This window comes from Roseobacter sp. CCS2 (assembly GCF_000169435.1).
Lineage (GTDB): Bacteria > Pseudomonadota > Alphaproteobacteria > Rhodobacterales > Rhodobacteraceae > Yoonia.
Genome location: NZ_AAYB01000002.1, coordinates 824747 through 838307 on the forward strand (window position 1 = coordinate 824747; position 13561 = coordinate 838307).

The 13561-nt window shown below is 57.1% G+C and carries 14 protein-coding genes and 1 riboswitch; of the genes, 13 read left to right on the forward strand and 1 reads right to left on the reverse strand.

Annotated elements, in window-relative coordinates; translation table 11 throughout:
* Positions 1-37 precede the first annotated feature (37 nt).
* The 5 genes from RCCS2_RS10810 to RCCS2_RS10830 all read left to right on the forward strand — a co-directional run bounded on the left by RCCS2_RS10810 (position 38) and on the right by RCCS2_RS10830 (position 3922).
* Positions 38-487, forward strand: a complete 450-nt coding sequence (locus RCCS2_RS10810; protein WP_008234110.1) for an Lrp/AsnC family transcriptional regulator — start codon at positions 38-40, stop codon at positions 485-487.
* A gap of 202 nt (positions 488-689) precedes the next feature.
* Positions 690-802, forward strand: a riboswitch (TPP riboswitch).
* Positions 798-1406 carry a YkoF family thiamine/hydroxymethylpyrimidine-binding protein gene (locus tag RCCS2_RS10815; protein WP_008234111.1) on the forward strand — a complete coding sequence of 203 codons (609 nt, stop codon included), beginning with the start codon at positions 798-800 and terminating at the stop codon, positions 1404-1406. Its footprint overlaps the riboswitch before it by 5 nt.
* A gap of 40 nt (positions 1407-1446) precedes the next feature.
* On the forward strand, positions 1447-2199 hold the full coding sequence (locus tag RCCS2_RS10820) for an ABC transporter permease (protein ID WP_008234112.1): 753 nt from the start codon (positions 1447-1449) through the stop codon (positions 2197-2199).
* Positions 2196-2936, forward strand: coding sequence for an ABC transporter ATP-binding protein (locus RCCS2_RS10825; protein ID WP_037293871.1), 741 nt, complete (start codon positions 2196-2198; stop codon positions 2934-2936). Before RCCS2_RS10820 ends, RCCS2_RS10825 begins: the two co-directional genes overlap by 4 nt.
* Positions 2933-3922 carry an ABC transporter substrate-binding protein gene (locus RCCS2_RS10830; RefSeq protein ID WP_008234115.1) on the forward strand — a complete coding sequence of 330 codons (990 nt, stop codon included), beginning with the start codon at positions 2933-2935 and terminating at the stop codon, positions 3920-3922. The genes RCCS2_RS10825 and RCCS2_RS10830 overlap by 4 nt, the downstream gene beginning before the upstream one ends.
* Before the next feature lie 471 nt (positions 3923-4393).
* On the opposite strand, the gene RCCS2_RS10835 is transcribed toward RCCS2_RS10830, so the two are convergent.
* Entirely contained in the window at positions 4394-4609 is a 216-nt protein-coding gene (locus RCCS2_RS10835; protein ID WP_008234116.1) for a DUF1127 domain-containing protein, read from the reverse strand.
* Between the two features lie 250 nt (positions 4610-4859).
* Between RCCS2_RS10835 and RCCS2_RS10840 the strand changes: the two genes are divergently transcribed.
* The 8 genes from RCCS2_RS10840 to RCCS2_RS10875 all read left to right on the forward strand — a co-directional run bounded on the left by RCCS2_RS10840 (position 4860) and on the right by RCCS2_RS10875 (position 13558).
* Positions 4860-5933, forward strand: coding sequence for an Mrp/NBP35 family ATP-binding protein (locus RCCS2_RS10840; RefSeq protein WP_008234120.1), 1074 nt, complete (start codon positions 4860-4862; stop codon positions 5931-5933).
* The gene (locus tag RCCS2_RS10845; RefSeq protein WP_008234122.1) at positions 5930-6415 is read left to right on the forward strand and encodes a GNAT family N-acetyltransferase; all 486 of its coding nucleotides are present in this window, start codon (positions 5930-5932) and stop codon (positions 6413-6415) included. The genes RCCS2_RS10840 and RCCS2_RS10845 overlap by 4 nt, the downstream gene beginning before the upstream one ends.
* 520 nt (positions 6416-6935) lie before the next feature.
* On the forward strand, positions 6936-7502 hold the full coding sequence (locus RCCS2_RS10850; protein ID WP_332249333.1) for a division/cell wall cluster transcriptional repressor MraZ: 567 nt from the start codon (positions 6936-6938) through the stop codon (positions 7500-7502).
* Between the two features lie 2 nt (positions 7503-7504).
* Positions 7505-8485 (forward strand): 16S rRNA (cytosine(1402)-N(4))-methyltransferase RsmH, encoded by a 981-nt coding sequence (gene rsmH, locus RCCS2_RS10855; RefSeq protein WP_037293873.1) that lies wholly within the window; start codon positions 7505-7507, stop codon positions 8483-8485.
* A 1-nt stretch (position 8486) separates the two neighbouring features.
* On the forward strand, positions 8487-8846 hold the full coding sequence (gene ftsL / locus RCCS2_RS10860) for a cell division protein FtsL (protein WP_037293874.1): 360 nt from the start codon (positions 8487-8489) through the stop codon (positions 8844-8846).
* Complete coding sequence (locus tag RCCS2_RS10865; protein ID WP_008234129.1) at positions 8843-10627, forward strand: peptidoglycan D,D-transpeptidase FtsI family protein; 1785 nt, start codon at positions 8843-8845, stop codon at positions 10625-10627. Before ftsL ends, RCCS2_RS10865 begins: the two co-directional genes overlap by 4 nt.
* 13 nt (positions 10628-10640) lie before the next feature.
* Positions 10641-12128 carry a UDP-N-acetylmuramoyl-L-alanyl-D-glutamate--2,6-diaminopimelate ligase gene (locus tag RCCS2_RS10870; RefSeq protein ID WP_008234130.1) on the forward strand — a complete coding sequence of 496 codons (1488 nt, stop codon included), beginning with the start codon at positions 10641-10643 and terminating at the stop codon, positions 12126-12128.
* The gene (locus RCCS2_RS10875; RefSeq protein WP_008234131.1) at positions 12125-13558 is read left to right on the forward strand and encodes a UDP-N-acetylmuramoyl-tripeptide--D-alanyl-D-alanine ligase; all 1434 of its coding nucleotides are present in this window, start codon (positions 12125-12127) and stop codon (positions 13556-13558) included. The genes RCCS2_RS10870 and RCCS2_RS10875 overlap by 4 nt, the downstream gene beginning before the upstream one ends.
* The last annotated feature ends 3 nt before the right edge of the window (positions 13559-13561 follow it).

Consider the following 13561-nt stretch of genomic DNA (forward strand, 5'->3'; position numbering starts at 1 on the left):
CAAATTGTGATAAATTACACTATAACTGCAGTTTATAATGAGCATTGATCCCATAAACGACAAAATATTGCGTGCGCTTTCGCGCGATGGGCGGATGAGTAACTTACAGTTGGCCGATCACGTTGGCCTGTCACCCTCTGCCTGCTTACGCCGTGTACAAGAATTGGAACGGACCGGCGTTATCAGGGGATACCGCGCGCGGCTTGATCCCGCACAGACAGGGCGGGCGTATGTTGTCTATGTTGCAGTCGGTTTGTCGGAACATACCAAAGCGGCCCAAACCGGGTTTGAGCAGGCCATGGCAGGCGCGGACGAGGTGGCCGAGTGTCACAACGTGGCGGGGGCGTTCGAATACATGCTGCGGGTCGAAGTGGCTGATTTACCTGCCTATAAGGCCTTTCATACCGAGATATTGGGAACGGTGCCGCATGTGCGGTCAATCACGAGCTATATGGTGATGGGGACGCCAAAGGATGTGCGGGGGTGAACGAAAGGTCTATCGCTTGAATTGCCGCTCTGCGTGGCACCAAGCCGCCGTCGATGTGGACCAACTGATTGATTGTTCTCAAGGGTGAATTTTTCTCCGGTCATTGTCGTGTGGCCATGACCTGCTTTCAACGCAGGTGGCGCATCTAAGTGACGCAGTAAAATATTTCCTCTTGCTACCTGTGTCTGCGTTTGCGAAACAAAAGTCACCACAGGGGAGCCGCGTCATGCCGCGGCTGAGATGAGGGCGCAAGCCTTCGGACCCTCAAAGCTGATCTGGATAATGCCAGCGTAGCAAGGAGGACATATAGATGTTTGCAGGCGCACAAGTATCCCTTTATCCGATGACCGACGGGTTCGTTGACGTGATTTTATCATCGCTCAGCGCGCTTGATCCGTGGCGCGACCGGCTGCGGATTGAAACGGATGAAATCTCAACTCTCATTGTTGGCCCGCCCGAGGTGCTGTTTCCCGCCTTGCGCGATCTTTACGTTAGCGCGGCTGCATCCGGGGCTCATGTTGTTTTGCGCTGCACGCTGTCGCGCGGTTGCCCCGGCGAACCGGATGATCCGATTTGCCAGACTGGGGCTTTGGCGAACCCATCAGAACCGCTAACTCAGCGCCAAGCGGCTGCTTTGGCCGCCATTGCGGCGACCCCGGAAAGAGGGCAGATCGCTGATGCCCAATTTTCGCTATACGTGATGGGCGCAGGCGATCACATGGCCGAGATCATGGGATGTATCGACTTTCTGAAACAAAGCGGCACCTTTGATCGGTCCAAGAACTTCTGCACCCGTCTGACCGGCGATGCAGGTCCGGTTTTTGCCACCCTGCAACAGGCGTTTTGCCAGTTTGGCCCGCCAAATGGCCATGTCACGGTTGATCTGACGGTTTCTGCCAACAGCCCATCCAAGCGCTGATCCGATGCAGCGCCCCGTACCTCGCCAAACTGGCAGAGAGTTGGCCCGCGGCGTTCCTGCCGTTCTCAGCGTGGTCAGTGCCTTTGTGATCTGGGAAATCTATGTCCGCTTGTCGGGCATTTCACCACTGATGCTACCTGCGCCCACGCGCGTGCTGGATCAGATGGTGCAGAACCGTGTCTTGCTGTGGGACAACACCTTGCCAACACTGACAGCCACATTTGCAGGGTTTGCCCTGTCGCTGACCGTAGCCTTTGGTCTGTCGATCATGTTGGACTTCATGCCGCATGTGCGCCGCGCGCTGTTTCCGATCTTTGTGGTCAGCCAGACCTTGCCGCTGGTTGCCATTGCCCCCCTGGTAGTGCTGTGGTTCGGGTTCGACCTGACGCCCAAAGTACTGTTGGTCGCTTTGGTTACTTTCTTTCCGATGCTGGTCGCTTTGGTGGACGGCTATGCATCGACCGACCCGGAAATTGAAGATCTGATGCGGTCCATGGGGGCCACGCGTGGACAAATCTTCCGCGCCGCACGCTTCCCTTCGGCCATGCCATATTTCTTTGCAGGCCTGCGCATTTCGATCACCTATGCCGTCGTCGCCGCGATCTTTGCGGAATATGTCGGCGCGCGTGCAGGGCTGGGGATCGTAATCCTGAACGCCAAAAACAGTTTTCGCCCCGACATCGTGCTGGCCGCTGTCGTGATCAGTTCCTTGCTCACGCTTGCGCTGTTCGCCGCCACTGCCCTGCTGCAAAAAACTGTGCTGCGCTGGCGCGATGTGGAGGGGGATCGGTGACGGCCCTTTCGCTCAAAGACGTCAGCATTATGCTTGGCGATACACCTGTCTTGGAAAGCATTAACCTGCATGTGAAACAGGGTGAGTTTGTCTCAATTCTAGGCCCTTCGGGCGCGGGTAAATCCACGATCTTTCGGTTGTTGACCGGGGCGGTGCCGCTGCAAACTGGGACAATTTCTTGTGCTAGTCACGAAGACAGCTTTGCCTTCATGCCCCAACGCGACGCGCTCATGCCATGGCGCAGGATCATTGATAACCTGACGCTGGGGTTAGAGGTGCAGGGTGTCGCGCGCAAAGATGCCCGCACGCAGGTCATGCCGTTGCTGGCCGATTTCGGGCTGGCCGATTTTACCACCCATTTCCCTGCGCAACTGTCAGGCGGCATGCGCCAACGCGCTGCCCTCTTACGGACAATCGTCCAAGGGCGATCTATCCAACTGCTGGATGAACCCTTCGGTGCGCTTGACGCGCTGACGCGCACCCAGATGCAAACTTGGTTCGAGGATAGATGGCGCGCCGCACGCTGGACAACCCTGCTGGTCACCCATGACGTGCGCGAGGCTGTGGCACTGTCTGACCGCATTTATGTCCTGTCGCAACGCCCTGCGCGTGTGATTGCTGAAATCATCGTGCCCATCCCGCGCCCGCGATTGGGACGACCACCCAGCACCCAAGCCCACGACATCGAAACCCAACTTCTTGAAATCCTGCTTCACCAAACCGGAGAAAGATCATGAAACACATCATCACCGCTGCATTCATCGCCTTGGCACTGCCTGCAACAGCACAGGAAAAACTCAGCGTCGCGCTGGACTGGACGTCCAACACCAACCACGTGGGGCTGTATGTGGCGCAAGCCAAAGGCTGGTTTGCTGAGGCCGGGCTGGACGTCGATATCCTGCCTTACACAGACACATCGTCGGTCACTTTGATCGCTGCGGGCGTGGCAGAGTTCGGCATTTTGAGTGCGGTAGGCTTTTACACACAGCGCGCAACGGGGGCGGATATAACCGCCGTGATGGCGGTTGTGCAGCACGAAACCGGGCGCTTGGTCTTTAACGGCGAACGCGACGACATCCAGCGGCCCGCTGATCTGGACGGGATGATCTATGCGGGCTTCGGCAGCGCCTGGGAAGACGCGCTGATCTCAACCATCATCCGCAATGACGGGGGTACGGGCGAATTTGACACAGTCACACTTGGCACTTCAGCTTACGAGGCCTTGGCAAACGGCCGGGTCGATTTCACGCTAGAGGTCAGTACATGGGAAGGCGTTAATTCAGTTCTGCTGAACCGGCCACAACGTGCCTTCCGCTATGCCGACTATGGCGTGCCCGACCAGCACACCACGTTTCTGGGTGCCAACGCCACATGGTTGGCGGAAAACCCTGAAATGGCCACAGCCTTTGTCCAAGCGGCACAGCGTGGCTATGCCTTTGCGGCAAACAACCCGGACGAGGCCGCCGATATCCTGATCGCGGAAACAGCAGGCATGCTCACAAACCCCGACTTGGTGCGCGCGTCTATGCAAGCGCTGATTACGGGCGGATATTTGCAAGACGCAGGGGAACCTGTGGGGCTGATTGATGACGGCATGATCGCCGATATTACGCAATTCCTGTTTGAGGCAGGGATCATGCGGGCCGAAGACGGGCGCCCGCTTGACGTGATGCCTGATGTGTCTGACTGGTACACGAATGAATTCTTATTGCGAGAGGAGTGAAAGCTGTTCCCGGTCGGGTGGGATTTCCTGCCTATGTCCATGTAATGGCAGTTGTTCATGCAATACGCAGCATTGATCACTATAGGCTCAGACCGGACTTTGTGCGGAAGACATTGTTCTTAATAAGGTACGATAAAGCCCTGTCCGACCTTCTCAACAAAAAACGGCCATGCCCGGGAGGAGGTGGGCATGACCGTTCTTATTGATCAGCGCCCGCCCAAAAAGGGAGGAGGAGGGCAAACGCGTCCTCGCTGGCGTTGCTCGGGAGGAGGTGAGCGCGGCTAGCGGTATGATCGGTTCCAACCCGGGAGGAGGTGGGCGGTTCCGAAACTGGTTTCATAAAGCGGCGACATCCGGGAGGAGGTGGATGCCGCCACCTTATTGAAGACCCAAAACCTCGGGAGGAGGTGAGGCGTTGGGCCGTGTCCAGATCTGCCTAAAGGGACGAGGCGGCAGATCCGAATGCTTGAATTACTTGCCGTAGGCCGCCTCATGGGCGATGGCTTTGATCATGCTGCGCGAAATGCCCAAATCGGCAAGGTCGCGTGTGGAAAGTGTTTCCAGCTCGGACAATGTTGTCCGGTAGGTTTTGCGTTTTGCGGCGTTGTCAGCAAGCTGCGCGCGAAAGGCGGCGAAGCGCATGGACAAGGAAGTGCCAGCAAGGAATGTTTCTGTGTGTGCGGTCATATTACTACTCAGTATTATTTAGAATGCAGCGGCTTGTGCCGTGCTGTTGTGACTAGGATGTATGATTATGCTGCGGCTGCACAATAACCTTTTGCGCAATGCTGCCATGCAGAAAGTGCATAAACATTGCTGACCTATTGTCATCAATCTGTCGTAATTTTGTGCATCTGTTTCCAAGCCCTTGTGCTTTGCCCAAAACGTGCCAGATGATGGATAGAATTTAGACACTTTTGAAACTTGAGGTCTCAATATGGCTGTTACACGCGATGAAATTTTAGGCGCGCTGTCGCGACTCACTTTGCCCGGCGGCGATGATCTGGTGTCGCGTGACATGGTCCGCGCTTTAAATATAGAGGGTGGTACGGTTCGTTTTGTGATTGAGGCTGCGGATCCGGGTGAAGCGTCCAAGATGGATGGTGTCCGCCGGGCCGCCGAAGATATCGTGCGCCGTCTGCCAGGGGTGGAAAGTGCGACTGTTGTTTTAACCGCCCATGGTCCGGCCCCCAAAGCACCAGAGCCGCCATCGTTGAAAATTGGGCGCCACCCGACGCCACAGGCTGGACCGGCAAAGGTTTCGGGGGTTGATCGCATATTGGCGATAGGTTCAGGCAAAGGCGGTGTGGGCAAATCAACCGTTTCCTCAAACCTTGCGGTGGCCTTGGCCCGTGAAGGGCGCCGTGTTGGTCTTTTGGATGCAGATATTTATGGCCCGTCCCAGCCCCGCATGATGGGCGTGAACAAACGCCCCGGCAGTCCTGATGGGAAAACGATTATTCCGTTGCAGGCGCATGGCGTCACTATGATGTCGATCGGTCTGATGATGGAAGAAGGTAAAGCTGTTGTGTGGCGTGGCCCAATGTTGATGGGGGCTTTGCAGCAGATGCTGGGTCAGGTGCAATGGGGTGAATTGGACGTGCTGATCGTTGATTTGCCGCCCGGTACCGGTGATGTGCAGTTGACGCTTTGCCAGAAGACTGAACTGACAGGGGCGGTGATTGTCAGCACCCCGCAAGACGTTGCATTGCTGGACGCGCGCAAGGCACTGGATATGTTCAATTCATTAAACACGCCCGTGCTGGGCATGATCGAGAACATGTCGACTTTCGTGTGTCCGACCTGCGGGACGGAATCGCACATCTTTGGGCAGGGTGGTGTTGCGGCTGAGGCCGAAAAGATCGGCGTGCCGTTTCTGGGTGCTTTGCCGATTGATCTGGAGACACGCCTTGCGGGTGACAGTGGTACGCCGATTGCAGCGGGCGATAGCCCTATGGCAGATGCGTACCGTGCCATGGCGCGACGCTTTATTGAAGGTGGCATTGCTTGATTGATATCCGCGCAGCGAAGCCTGACGATTTCGATCTGATCTGGCCATTGCTGCGCGATGTGTTTCGTGCAGGCGATACCTACGCGGTGGATCCTGACATCAGCAAAGCAGAGGCGCGCGCTTATTGGATGGCGCAGGCGCGCGCGACCTATGTTGCTGAAACTGTCGATGGGATCGTCGGCACTTACTATATCAAGACCAATCAACCTGGTGGCGGGGCGCATATCTGTAACTGTGGTTATATCGTCAGCCCGTCGGCGCGCGGGCAGGGGATTGCGGCGACACTTTGCGCGCACAGCCAAGATGAAGCCCGCCGTTTGGGGTATCAGGCAATGCAATACAATTTTGTACTGTCCAGTAACGATGGGGCTGTGCGCCTTTGGCATCGGTTGGGATTTCAGACGATTGGCACGATTCCGGATGCCTTTGCACATCCGCAGCTTGGGCCTGTGGATGCTTATGTGATGTATCGACGGCTTTAAGGCCGTGACCGCTGCCTTTTTGGTAAATGAGGTACAGTACCGGGAATTCATGGAATCAATATTCGATTCGGGTCGTTATATATAAAGTTTGGCGCTAAAAGCTGTTTTGAGCAGACGAAAGCCCATTTTCTACAAAATAATTGGGAATTTTATGTGCCATAGGCGCAAAACGAACACTTACTACATGTAGTAGTACATGACTATATAAACCCCACAATTATTGTGAAAACTACAGTTGATCATCATGAATATGCTCCACTATGTCTTCCGAGTAGCCATCAAGTACCATGAATTCCCAAAAAGTTGTTGCTTGGTGGCGCATGTGCTGTCACAACGGTCTCACGGTAATGACGGACAGACTTTCAAACGGGGCAACTTAAGAACCCCAACCGGCAAAAGCAGGTTTCATACAGGCTTCGCCATTACCCAATTAGATCCGGCGCGTGAGCGAGCAGACATCCCCCCAGGTGGCACGCGCAGTCGGACTTCCCAGCGATGGGACGAGGCGGCGGATTGATCAGTGGCAGCAGATCAATCCGCCGTTCTCACATCTAAGGCAAATTTCCGGGGGCAGGTTGAGGACCGAGGGACAGTGGTTCTGAGTTTTACAGGCGAACACACCCAAAAGGTGGACGGTAAGGGGCGCATGTCGATCCCTGCCGATTTTCGTCGCGTGCTCGAATCTGGTGACCCTGAATGGACCACAGGCCTATCCCCGCGCATGTACCTTCTTTACGGTGATCATCTGAAAAACCAACTGCATGGCTATACGGTCGATGAATTCAATGCGGTTGTGGCCCAGATCAACGCGCTGCCGCGCGGGTCTGCCGATAAGAAGAAACTGTCGCGTTTGATCATTGGTCAGTCCATCAAGCTGGACGTTGATAAGGACGGGCGCACGGTCATGCCGATCAAGCAGCGTCAAAAGCTGGGGCTGAAAGATGGTGAGCTGACGTTCAGCGGGCTGGGTGACCATTTTGAGATTTGGAAAGCCGAGACATTTCATAAAGAGGTCGCGGATGACCTTTCCGGCTGGCTCGATGAACAGGAGGATGGCTATGATCCGCTTATCCTGTTGGATGGCTAACGATGTCTGCTGCCGCTGAAACCTCACCTCATATTCCTGTTTTGATTAGACCGCTCATCGCAGCGGTCTCGCCCGTTTCTGGGGTCTGGTTGGATGGGACGTTCGGGAACGGTGGATATACGCGCGCATTGCTAGCCGCTGGGGCGGATAAGGTGATTGGCGTGGACCGTGATCCGCTGGCGTTTGAAATGGCCGCCGATTGGATTGGCGACTATGGCGACCGGATCAAAACGGTGGCTGGCGTATTTTCTAAACTAGACGAATATGGCGCTGATCTGGACGGTGTGGTGTTGGACCTTGGCGTTAGTTCGATGCAACTTGATCTGGCTGAGCGTGGTTTTTCGTTCATGCGCGATGGCCCGCTTGATATGCGGATGAGCCAAGACGGGCCGTCGGCCGCTGATCTTTGCAATGACGCGGATGAGGCTGAACTGGCTGATATCATCTACCTTTACGGGGAAGAGCGTGCATCGCGCCGGATTGCAAAGGCCATTGTGGACGCGCGTCCGCTGACGACCACGTTGCAATTGGCGAAAATCGTTGAGGGCTGTTTGCCCCGATCAAAGCCCGGTCAATCACATCCCGCAACACGCACATTCCAAGCGCTGCGTATCGCGGTGAACAACGAATATGGCGAATTGGCCGAAGGCTTGATGGCCGCAGAACGTGCATTGAAGCCCGACGGGCAGTTGGCCGTTGTGACTTTCCATTCGGTCGAGGATCGGATGGTGAAACGTTTCTTGCAGGCACGGTCGGGCAATACGGCGAATGCGAACCGTTATGCGCCCGAGATTGAACAGGTGACACCCGCCTGGCGCATTGAAAAGCGCAAGGCGATTGGGCCAGATGAGGCGGAATTGGCCGAAAACCCGCGTTCGCGTTCAGCCAAGCTGCGCGTGGCGAGCCGCACGGATGCGCCGGCTGAACCGATTGATCCGGCGAAGCTCGGCATGCCGATGAAAAAGAAAAAGGGGGGCCGGTAAGGTGCGTGGTCTGTTTTACGTATTGACGGCTTTGGCCGTTATGGGGCTCGCGTTTTGGGCCTATCAGGAAAACTATAAAACCCAGTCTGCCATTGCAGAGGTACGCGGCTTGCACGGTGAAATCGGTGCAGCGCATGAGCGTCTGGGCATGTTGCGCGCGGAATGGGCCTATCTGAACCGTCCCGACCGTTTGGCCGATCTTGCCGATCTGAATTTTGACCGCTTGGGGTTGCTGCCTTTAATGCCCGATGCTTTTGGTGCAGTCGACCAGATTATCTATCCGCTACCGCCGATTTTGCCCATCACAAATCCTATTGAGCTGTCCTTTGATGAGCTTCAGCAGATGGAGAATGACTTATGAGCCGCGCACCGCTACGCCCGCTGGCGCGCATCCTCAAAGCGCGCGCGCGGGGTGAAAACCCAGATACGATAGAGGCTGAAAACCGTGCCCGCCGTCATGAGGCCATGGCCGATAAGCAGCGCCAGCGCGCCGAAGGGCGTCTGCTGGTTCTTGGTCTGGCATTCTTTTGCGCTTTTGGCCTGATTGGCCTGCGCATGGGTGCTTTAGCCGCTGATGTCCGCGAAGAGCCGCAGGCGTCGGCGATTGGTAATCCGATTATCGGCCAGCGCTCTGACATTGTTGACAGAAACGGGCGTATCCTTGCGACCAATCTACAAACGCATTCGCTTTACGCCCATCCGCGCGACATGATTGACCCGGCACATGTCGCCAAAGAACTGGCCATGATTTTTCCGGAACTGGACGAAGCCGAGTTATTGGAGGATTTCGAAGGCGACCGCCGGTTTTTGTGGGTGCGTCGCCAGATTAGCCCTGAACAAATGCAGGCCGTGCATGATATCGGGTCGCCCGGCCTGCTGTTTGGCCCGCGCGAGATGCGACTTTATCCCAACGGCCCAATCGCGGCGCATGTCCTTGGCGGCGCCAGCTATGGCCGTGAAGGTGTTGCCAGCGCTGAGGTTATCGGGGTGGCCGGCGTTGAACGCCAATTCGATGCCTATCTGCGGGATCCCGCCAATGAGGGCGCACCATTGGCGTTATCGCTGGACCTGACCGTGCAAGCCGCGGCCGAGCAGGTTTTGGCCGGCGGCATGTCGATAATGAATGCCAAGGGCGCGACCTCTGTGTTGATGGATATTCATACAGGCGAGGTTATCTCGATGGTCTCTTTGCCTGATTTTGACCCCAATAATCGCCCCCGGGTACAAACGACCGGTGATCAGTCCGACAGCCCGTTGTTTAACCGTGCGGTGCAGGGTGTGTATGAACTGGGGTCCGTGTTCAAGATTTTCACGACCGCGCAGGCGATGGAACTGGGGCTTGTGAACCCCAATACGATGATCGACACCCAAGGGCCGCTGACGTGGGGTCGTTTCCGTATTCGTGATTTCCGTGATTATGGACCTGAGTTGAGCACAACCGATGTGATTGTGAAATCCTCTAACATCGGCACTGCACGCATCGCGATGCAAATCGGGGGCGAACGGCAGCGCGCGTTCCTCGCGTCGCTTGGTTTCTTGGAGCCCACACCGCTTGAGATGGTTGAAGCGCCGACCGGACGGCCGCTCTTGCCGCCGAATTGGTCCGAGATTTCGACGATGACGATTTCTTATGGGCACGGGCTTTCGTCGTCGCCTGTGCATCTGGCTGCGGGCTATGCGTCGTTGTTGAACGGTGGCACAAAGGTTGAGCCGACGTTGCTGCGCCGCGACGCCGTAGAGGTTGGTCCGCGCATTGTCAGTGAAGCGGTCAGCGCGCGGTCACGTCAAATGCTGCGGCAGGTCGTGGTCCGCGGCACCGCGTCTTTTGGCGAAGTGCCGGGGTACGAGGTTGGTGGCAAGACGGGGACGGCGGACAAACCACGCGCGGCAGGTGGCGGATACTATGAAGACAAGGTGATTTCGACCTTCGCGACCGTCTTTCCCGCCAATGACCCGCAATATGTTTTGATCGTCACTTTGGACGAACCATCGGAAAATTCAGGCGATGAACCGCGTCGCACGGCAGGCTGGACGGCTGTTCCTGTGGCGGCTGAAATGATCCGCCGGACAGCACCACTTTTGGGCTTGCGTCCGCAAGTGGACACGCCTCAACAGGTCGGTGTAACACTGACCTCAAACTAAGCGAGGGCGGGCAATGAAATCACTGGCAGAACTAGGGCTGACAGCGCGGGGCGGGCGCGAGGCGCAGATCACCGGGTTGGCTGTGGATAGCCGTGATGTGAAGCCGGGGTTCTTGTTTGCGGCATTGCCGGGTGCGCGTGTGCATGGCGGTGAATTTATCCAATATGCGCTGCGCATGAAGGCCGGTGCCATTCTGACGGATGCTAAGGGCGCCGAGATTGCGGCCGATGAACTGGCAGCCTCTGATGCGGCTGTCATTGTGGCCCAAGACCCGCGTCAGGCGCTGGCGCAGACGGCGTCACTTTGGTTCGGTGCACATCCTAAAACAGTTATCGCGGTGACGGGAACGAATGGCAAAACATCTGTTTCCACCTTTTGCCGTCAGATTTGGGAAGAGCTGGATTTGCCGGGTGTGAACCTTGGCACGACGGGGGTTGAGGGGGCTTGGAACCACCCGCTTAAACACACCACGCCAGAGCCGATTACACTGCACCGCGTCATGGCAGAAGCCGCGCAAAATGGGATCACCCATGTCGCGATGGAGGCATCTTCGCACGGGTTAGATCAGCGCCGTTTGGACGGTGTCATTCTAGCAGCTGCCGGGTTTTCGAACTTTAGCCAGGACCATTTGGACTATCATGAGACGTTTGAGGCGTATTTCGACGCCAAGATGGGGCTGTTTCAGCGCGTGCTGTCCGAAGATGGCGTTGCCGTGATCAACCTTGATGATCCCAAAGGGAAAGAAGTCGCGGCGATTTGTACCGCGCGCGGGCAAGAGGTGATCGGCGTTGGCCGTCACACGGATGCCCGCCTGCGTCTGACGGGGCAGCGGTTTGATGCGACAGGGCAAGATCTGCTTTTTGAATGGCAGGGCCGGGCGCGACAGGCGCGGTTGGAACTGATCGGCGGGTTTCAGGCCGAGAATGTCTTGCTGGCCTCTGGATTGGTGATCGCCGCTGGCGCGGACCCGGATGAGGTGTTTGACACCTTGCAGTATCTGACAACGGTGCGCGGGCGCATGGAATTGGCCGCAACGCGCCAAAGCGGTGCGGCGGTGTTTGTCGATTATGCCCATACACCGGACGCGGTTGAAACGGCGCTGCGGGCCATGCGTCCGCATGTGATGGGCCGGATCATCGTGATTGTCGGTGCGGGCGGTGATCGTGACGCAGGTAAACGCCCATTGATGGGGGCCGCGGCGGCACAGCACGCTGATATCGTGATTGTGACGGATGACAATCCGCGGTCCGAAGACCCCGCTGCCATCCGCGCTGCCGTCATGGCGGGCGCTGTTGATGCTGGCGGGTCCGATAGCATCACCGAAGTGGGCGACCGTGCCGAAGCAATCTTGCGCGGCATTGATATGCTGGGCGCAGGTGATGCGTTGTTGATTGCAGGCAAAGGCCATGAAACCGGGCAGGTTGTCGGCGATGCTGTGCTGCCGTTTGATGATGTTGAGCAGGCAAGCGTTGCTGTTGCGGCCCTTGAGGGCTGGATATGACCGCACTTTGGACATCGGCAGATGCGGCAGCTGCAACCGGTGGCCACACGACACAAGAATGGGACGCGCAGGGTGTTTCGATTGATACCCGCACGATTGCGCAGGGCGACCTTTTCGTCGCACTGAAGGATGTGCGCGATGGCCATGAATTTGTCGCGCAGGCGCTTGATCAAGGCGCTGCTGCGGCACTTGTGACCCATAGGCCAGCGGATGTACCCGCAGATGCACCGCTATTGATCGTGCCGGATGTTCTGGCGGCGCTGGGCGATCTGGGCCGCGCCGCACGTGCGCGAACAGGGGCCAAGATTGCAGCCATCACAGGTTCGGTTGGCAAAACATCGACCAAAGAAATGCTGCGCGCTGTTCTGGAAAAGCAGGGCAAATGCCATGCGGCTGAAGCGTCTTACAATAACCACTGGGGTGTGCCGCTGACGCTCGCGCGAATGCCCGCAGATGCGGATTATGCCGTCATCGAAATTGGGATGAGTAACCCCGGTGAGATTACACCGCTTTCGCAAATGACGCAGCCGCACGTTGCGATGCTCACGACAGTGGCGGCGGCGCATTTGGCGTCTTTCGACAACCTTGCCGGGATTGCGGTTGAAAAGGCCAGTATCATGGATGGGTTGGAACCGGGCGGGGTTGCGGTGCTGAACGGTGATATTGAGACTAGCGGGATATTGCAGGATCACGCCGCGAAACTGGGTGCCAGGCAGGTTCTGTTTGGCGAAACCGCGCCTGACTGGGTGGTCAAAGACGTACGTATCACAGACGATGTGACAGTGATCTCTGCGTCGGGCGGCGGTGAAAACTATCTTTTCAAGCTTTCCGTTCCCGGTCGCCACTTTGCCATGAACGCGGTCGGTGTGCTGGCCGTGGCAGAGGCATTGGGCGCAGATCCTGTGGCCGCTGCACTGGACATCGGGGCATGGGTGCCACCAGCAGGACGCGGCACGCGCGAGGTGATCGTGACAGATATGGCCAACGATGGCGAAAGTCTTGAGTTGCTTGATGACGCGTTCAACGCCAATCCGACATCACTGGTGGCCGCGCTTGAAGTGCTCGCCGCCGCAACGCCGACCGACAATGTGGGCCGCATTGTCAAAGGACGGCGCGTGGCGATCCTTGGCGATATGTTGGAGCTTGGCGATGCCGAGCAGGAGATGCATCGCGAGATGGCGGGCAACAGCCATCTGCAATCCCTTGATCTGGTGCATTGTGCCGGGCCTTTGATGCTGCACCTCTGGCAGGCTTTGCCCGAAGAACAGCGCGGACACTGGGCGGAAACGGCGGCTGAACTGGTACTACAGGCCCCGCGCCTTGTGGATGCAGGCGACGTGGTGCTTGTGAAGGGGTCCAAAGGCAGCAAAGTCAGCCTTGTCGTTGACGCCATTCGAAAACTCGGGCATCGCCGTCCGCAACAACAATAAGGT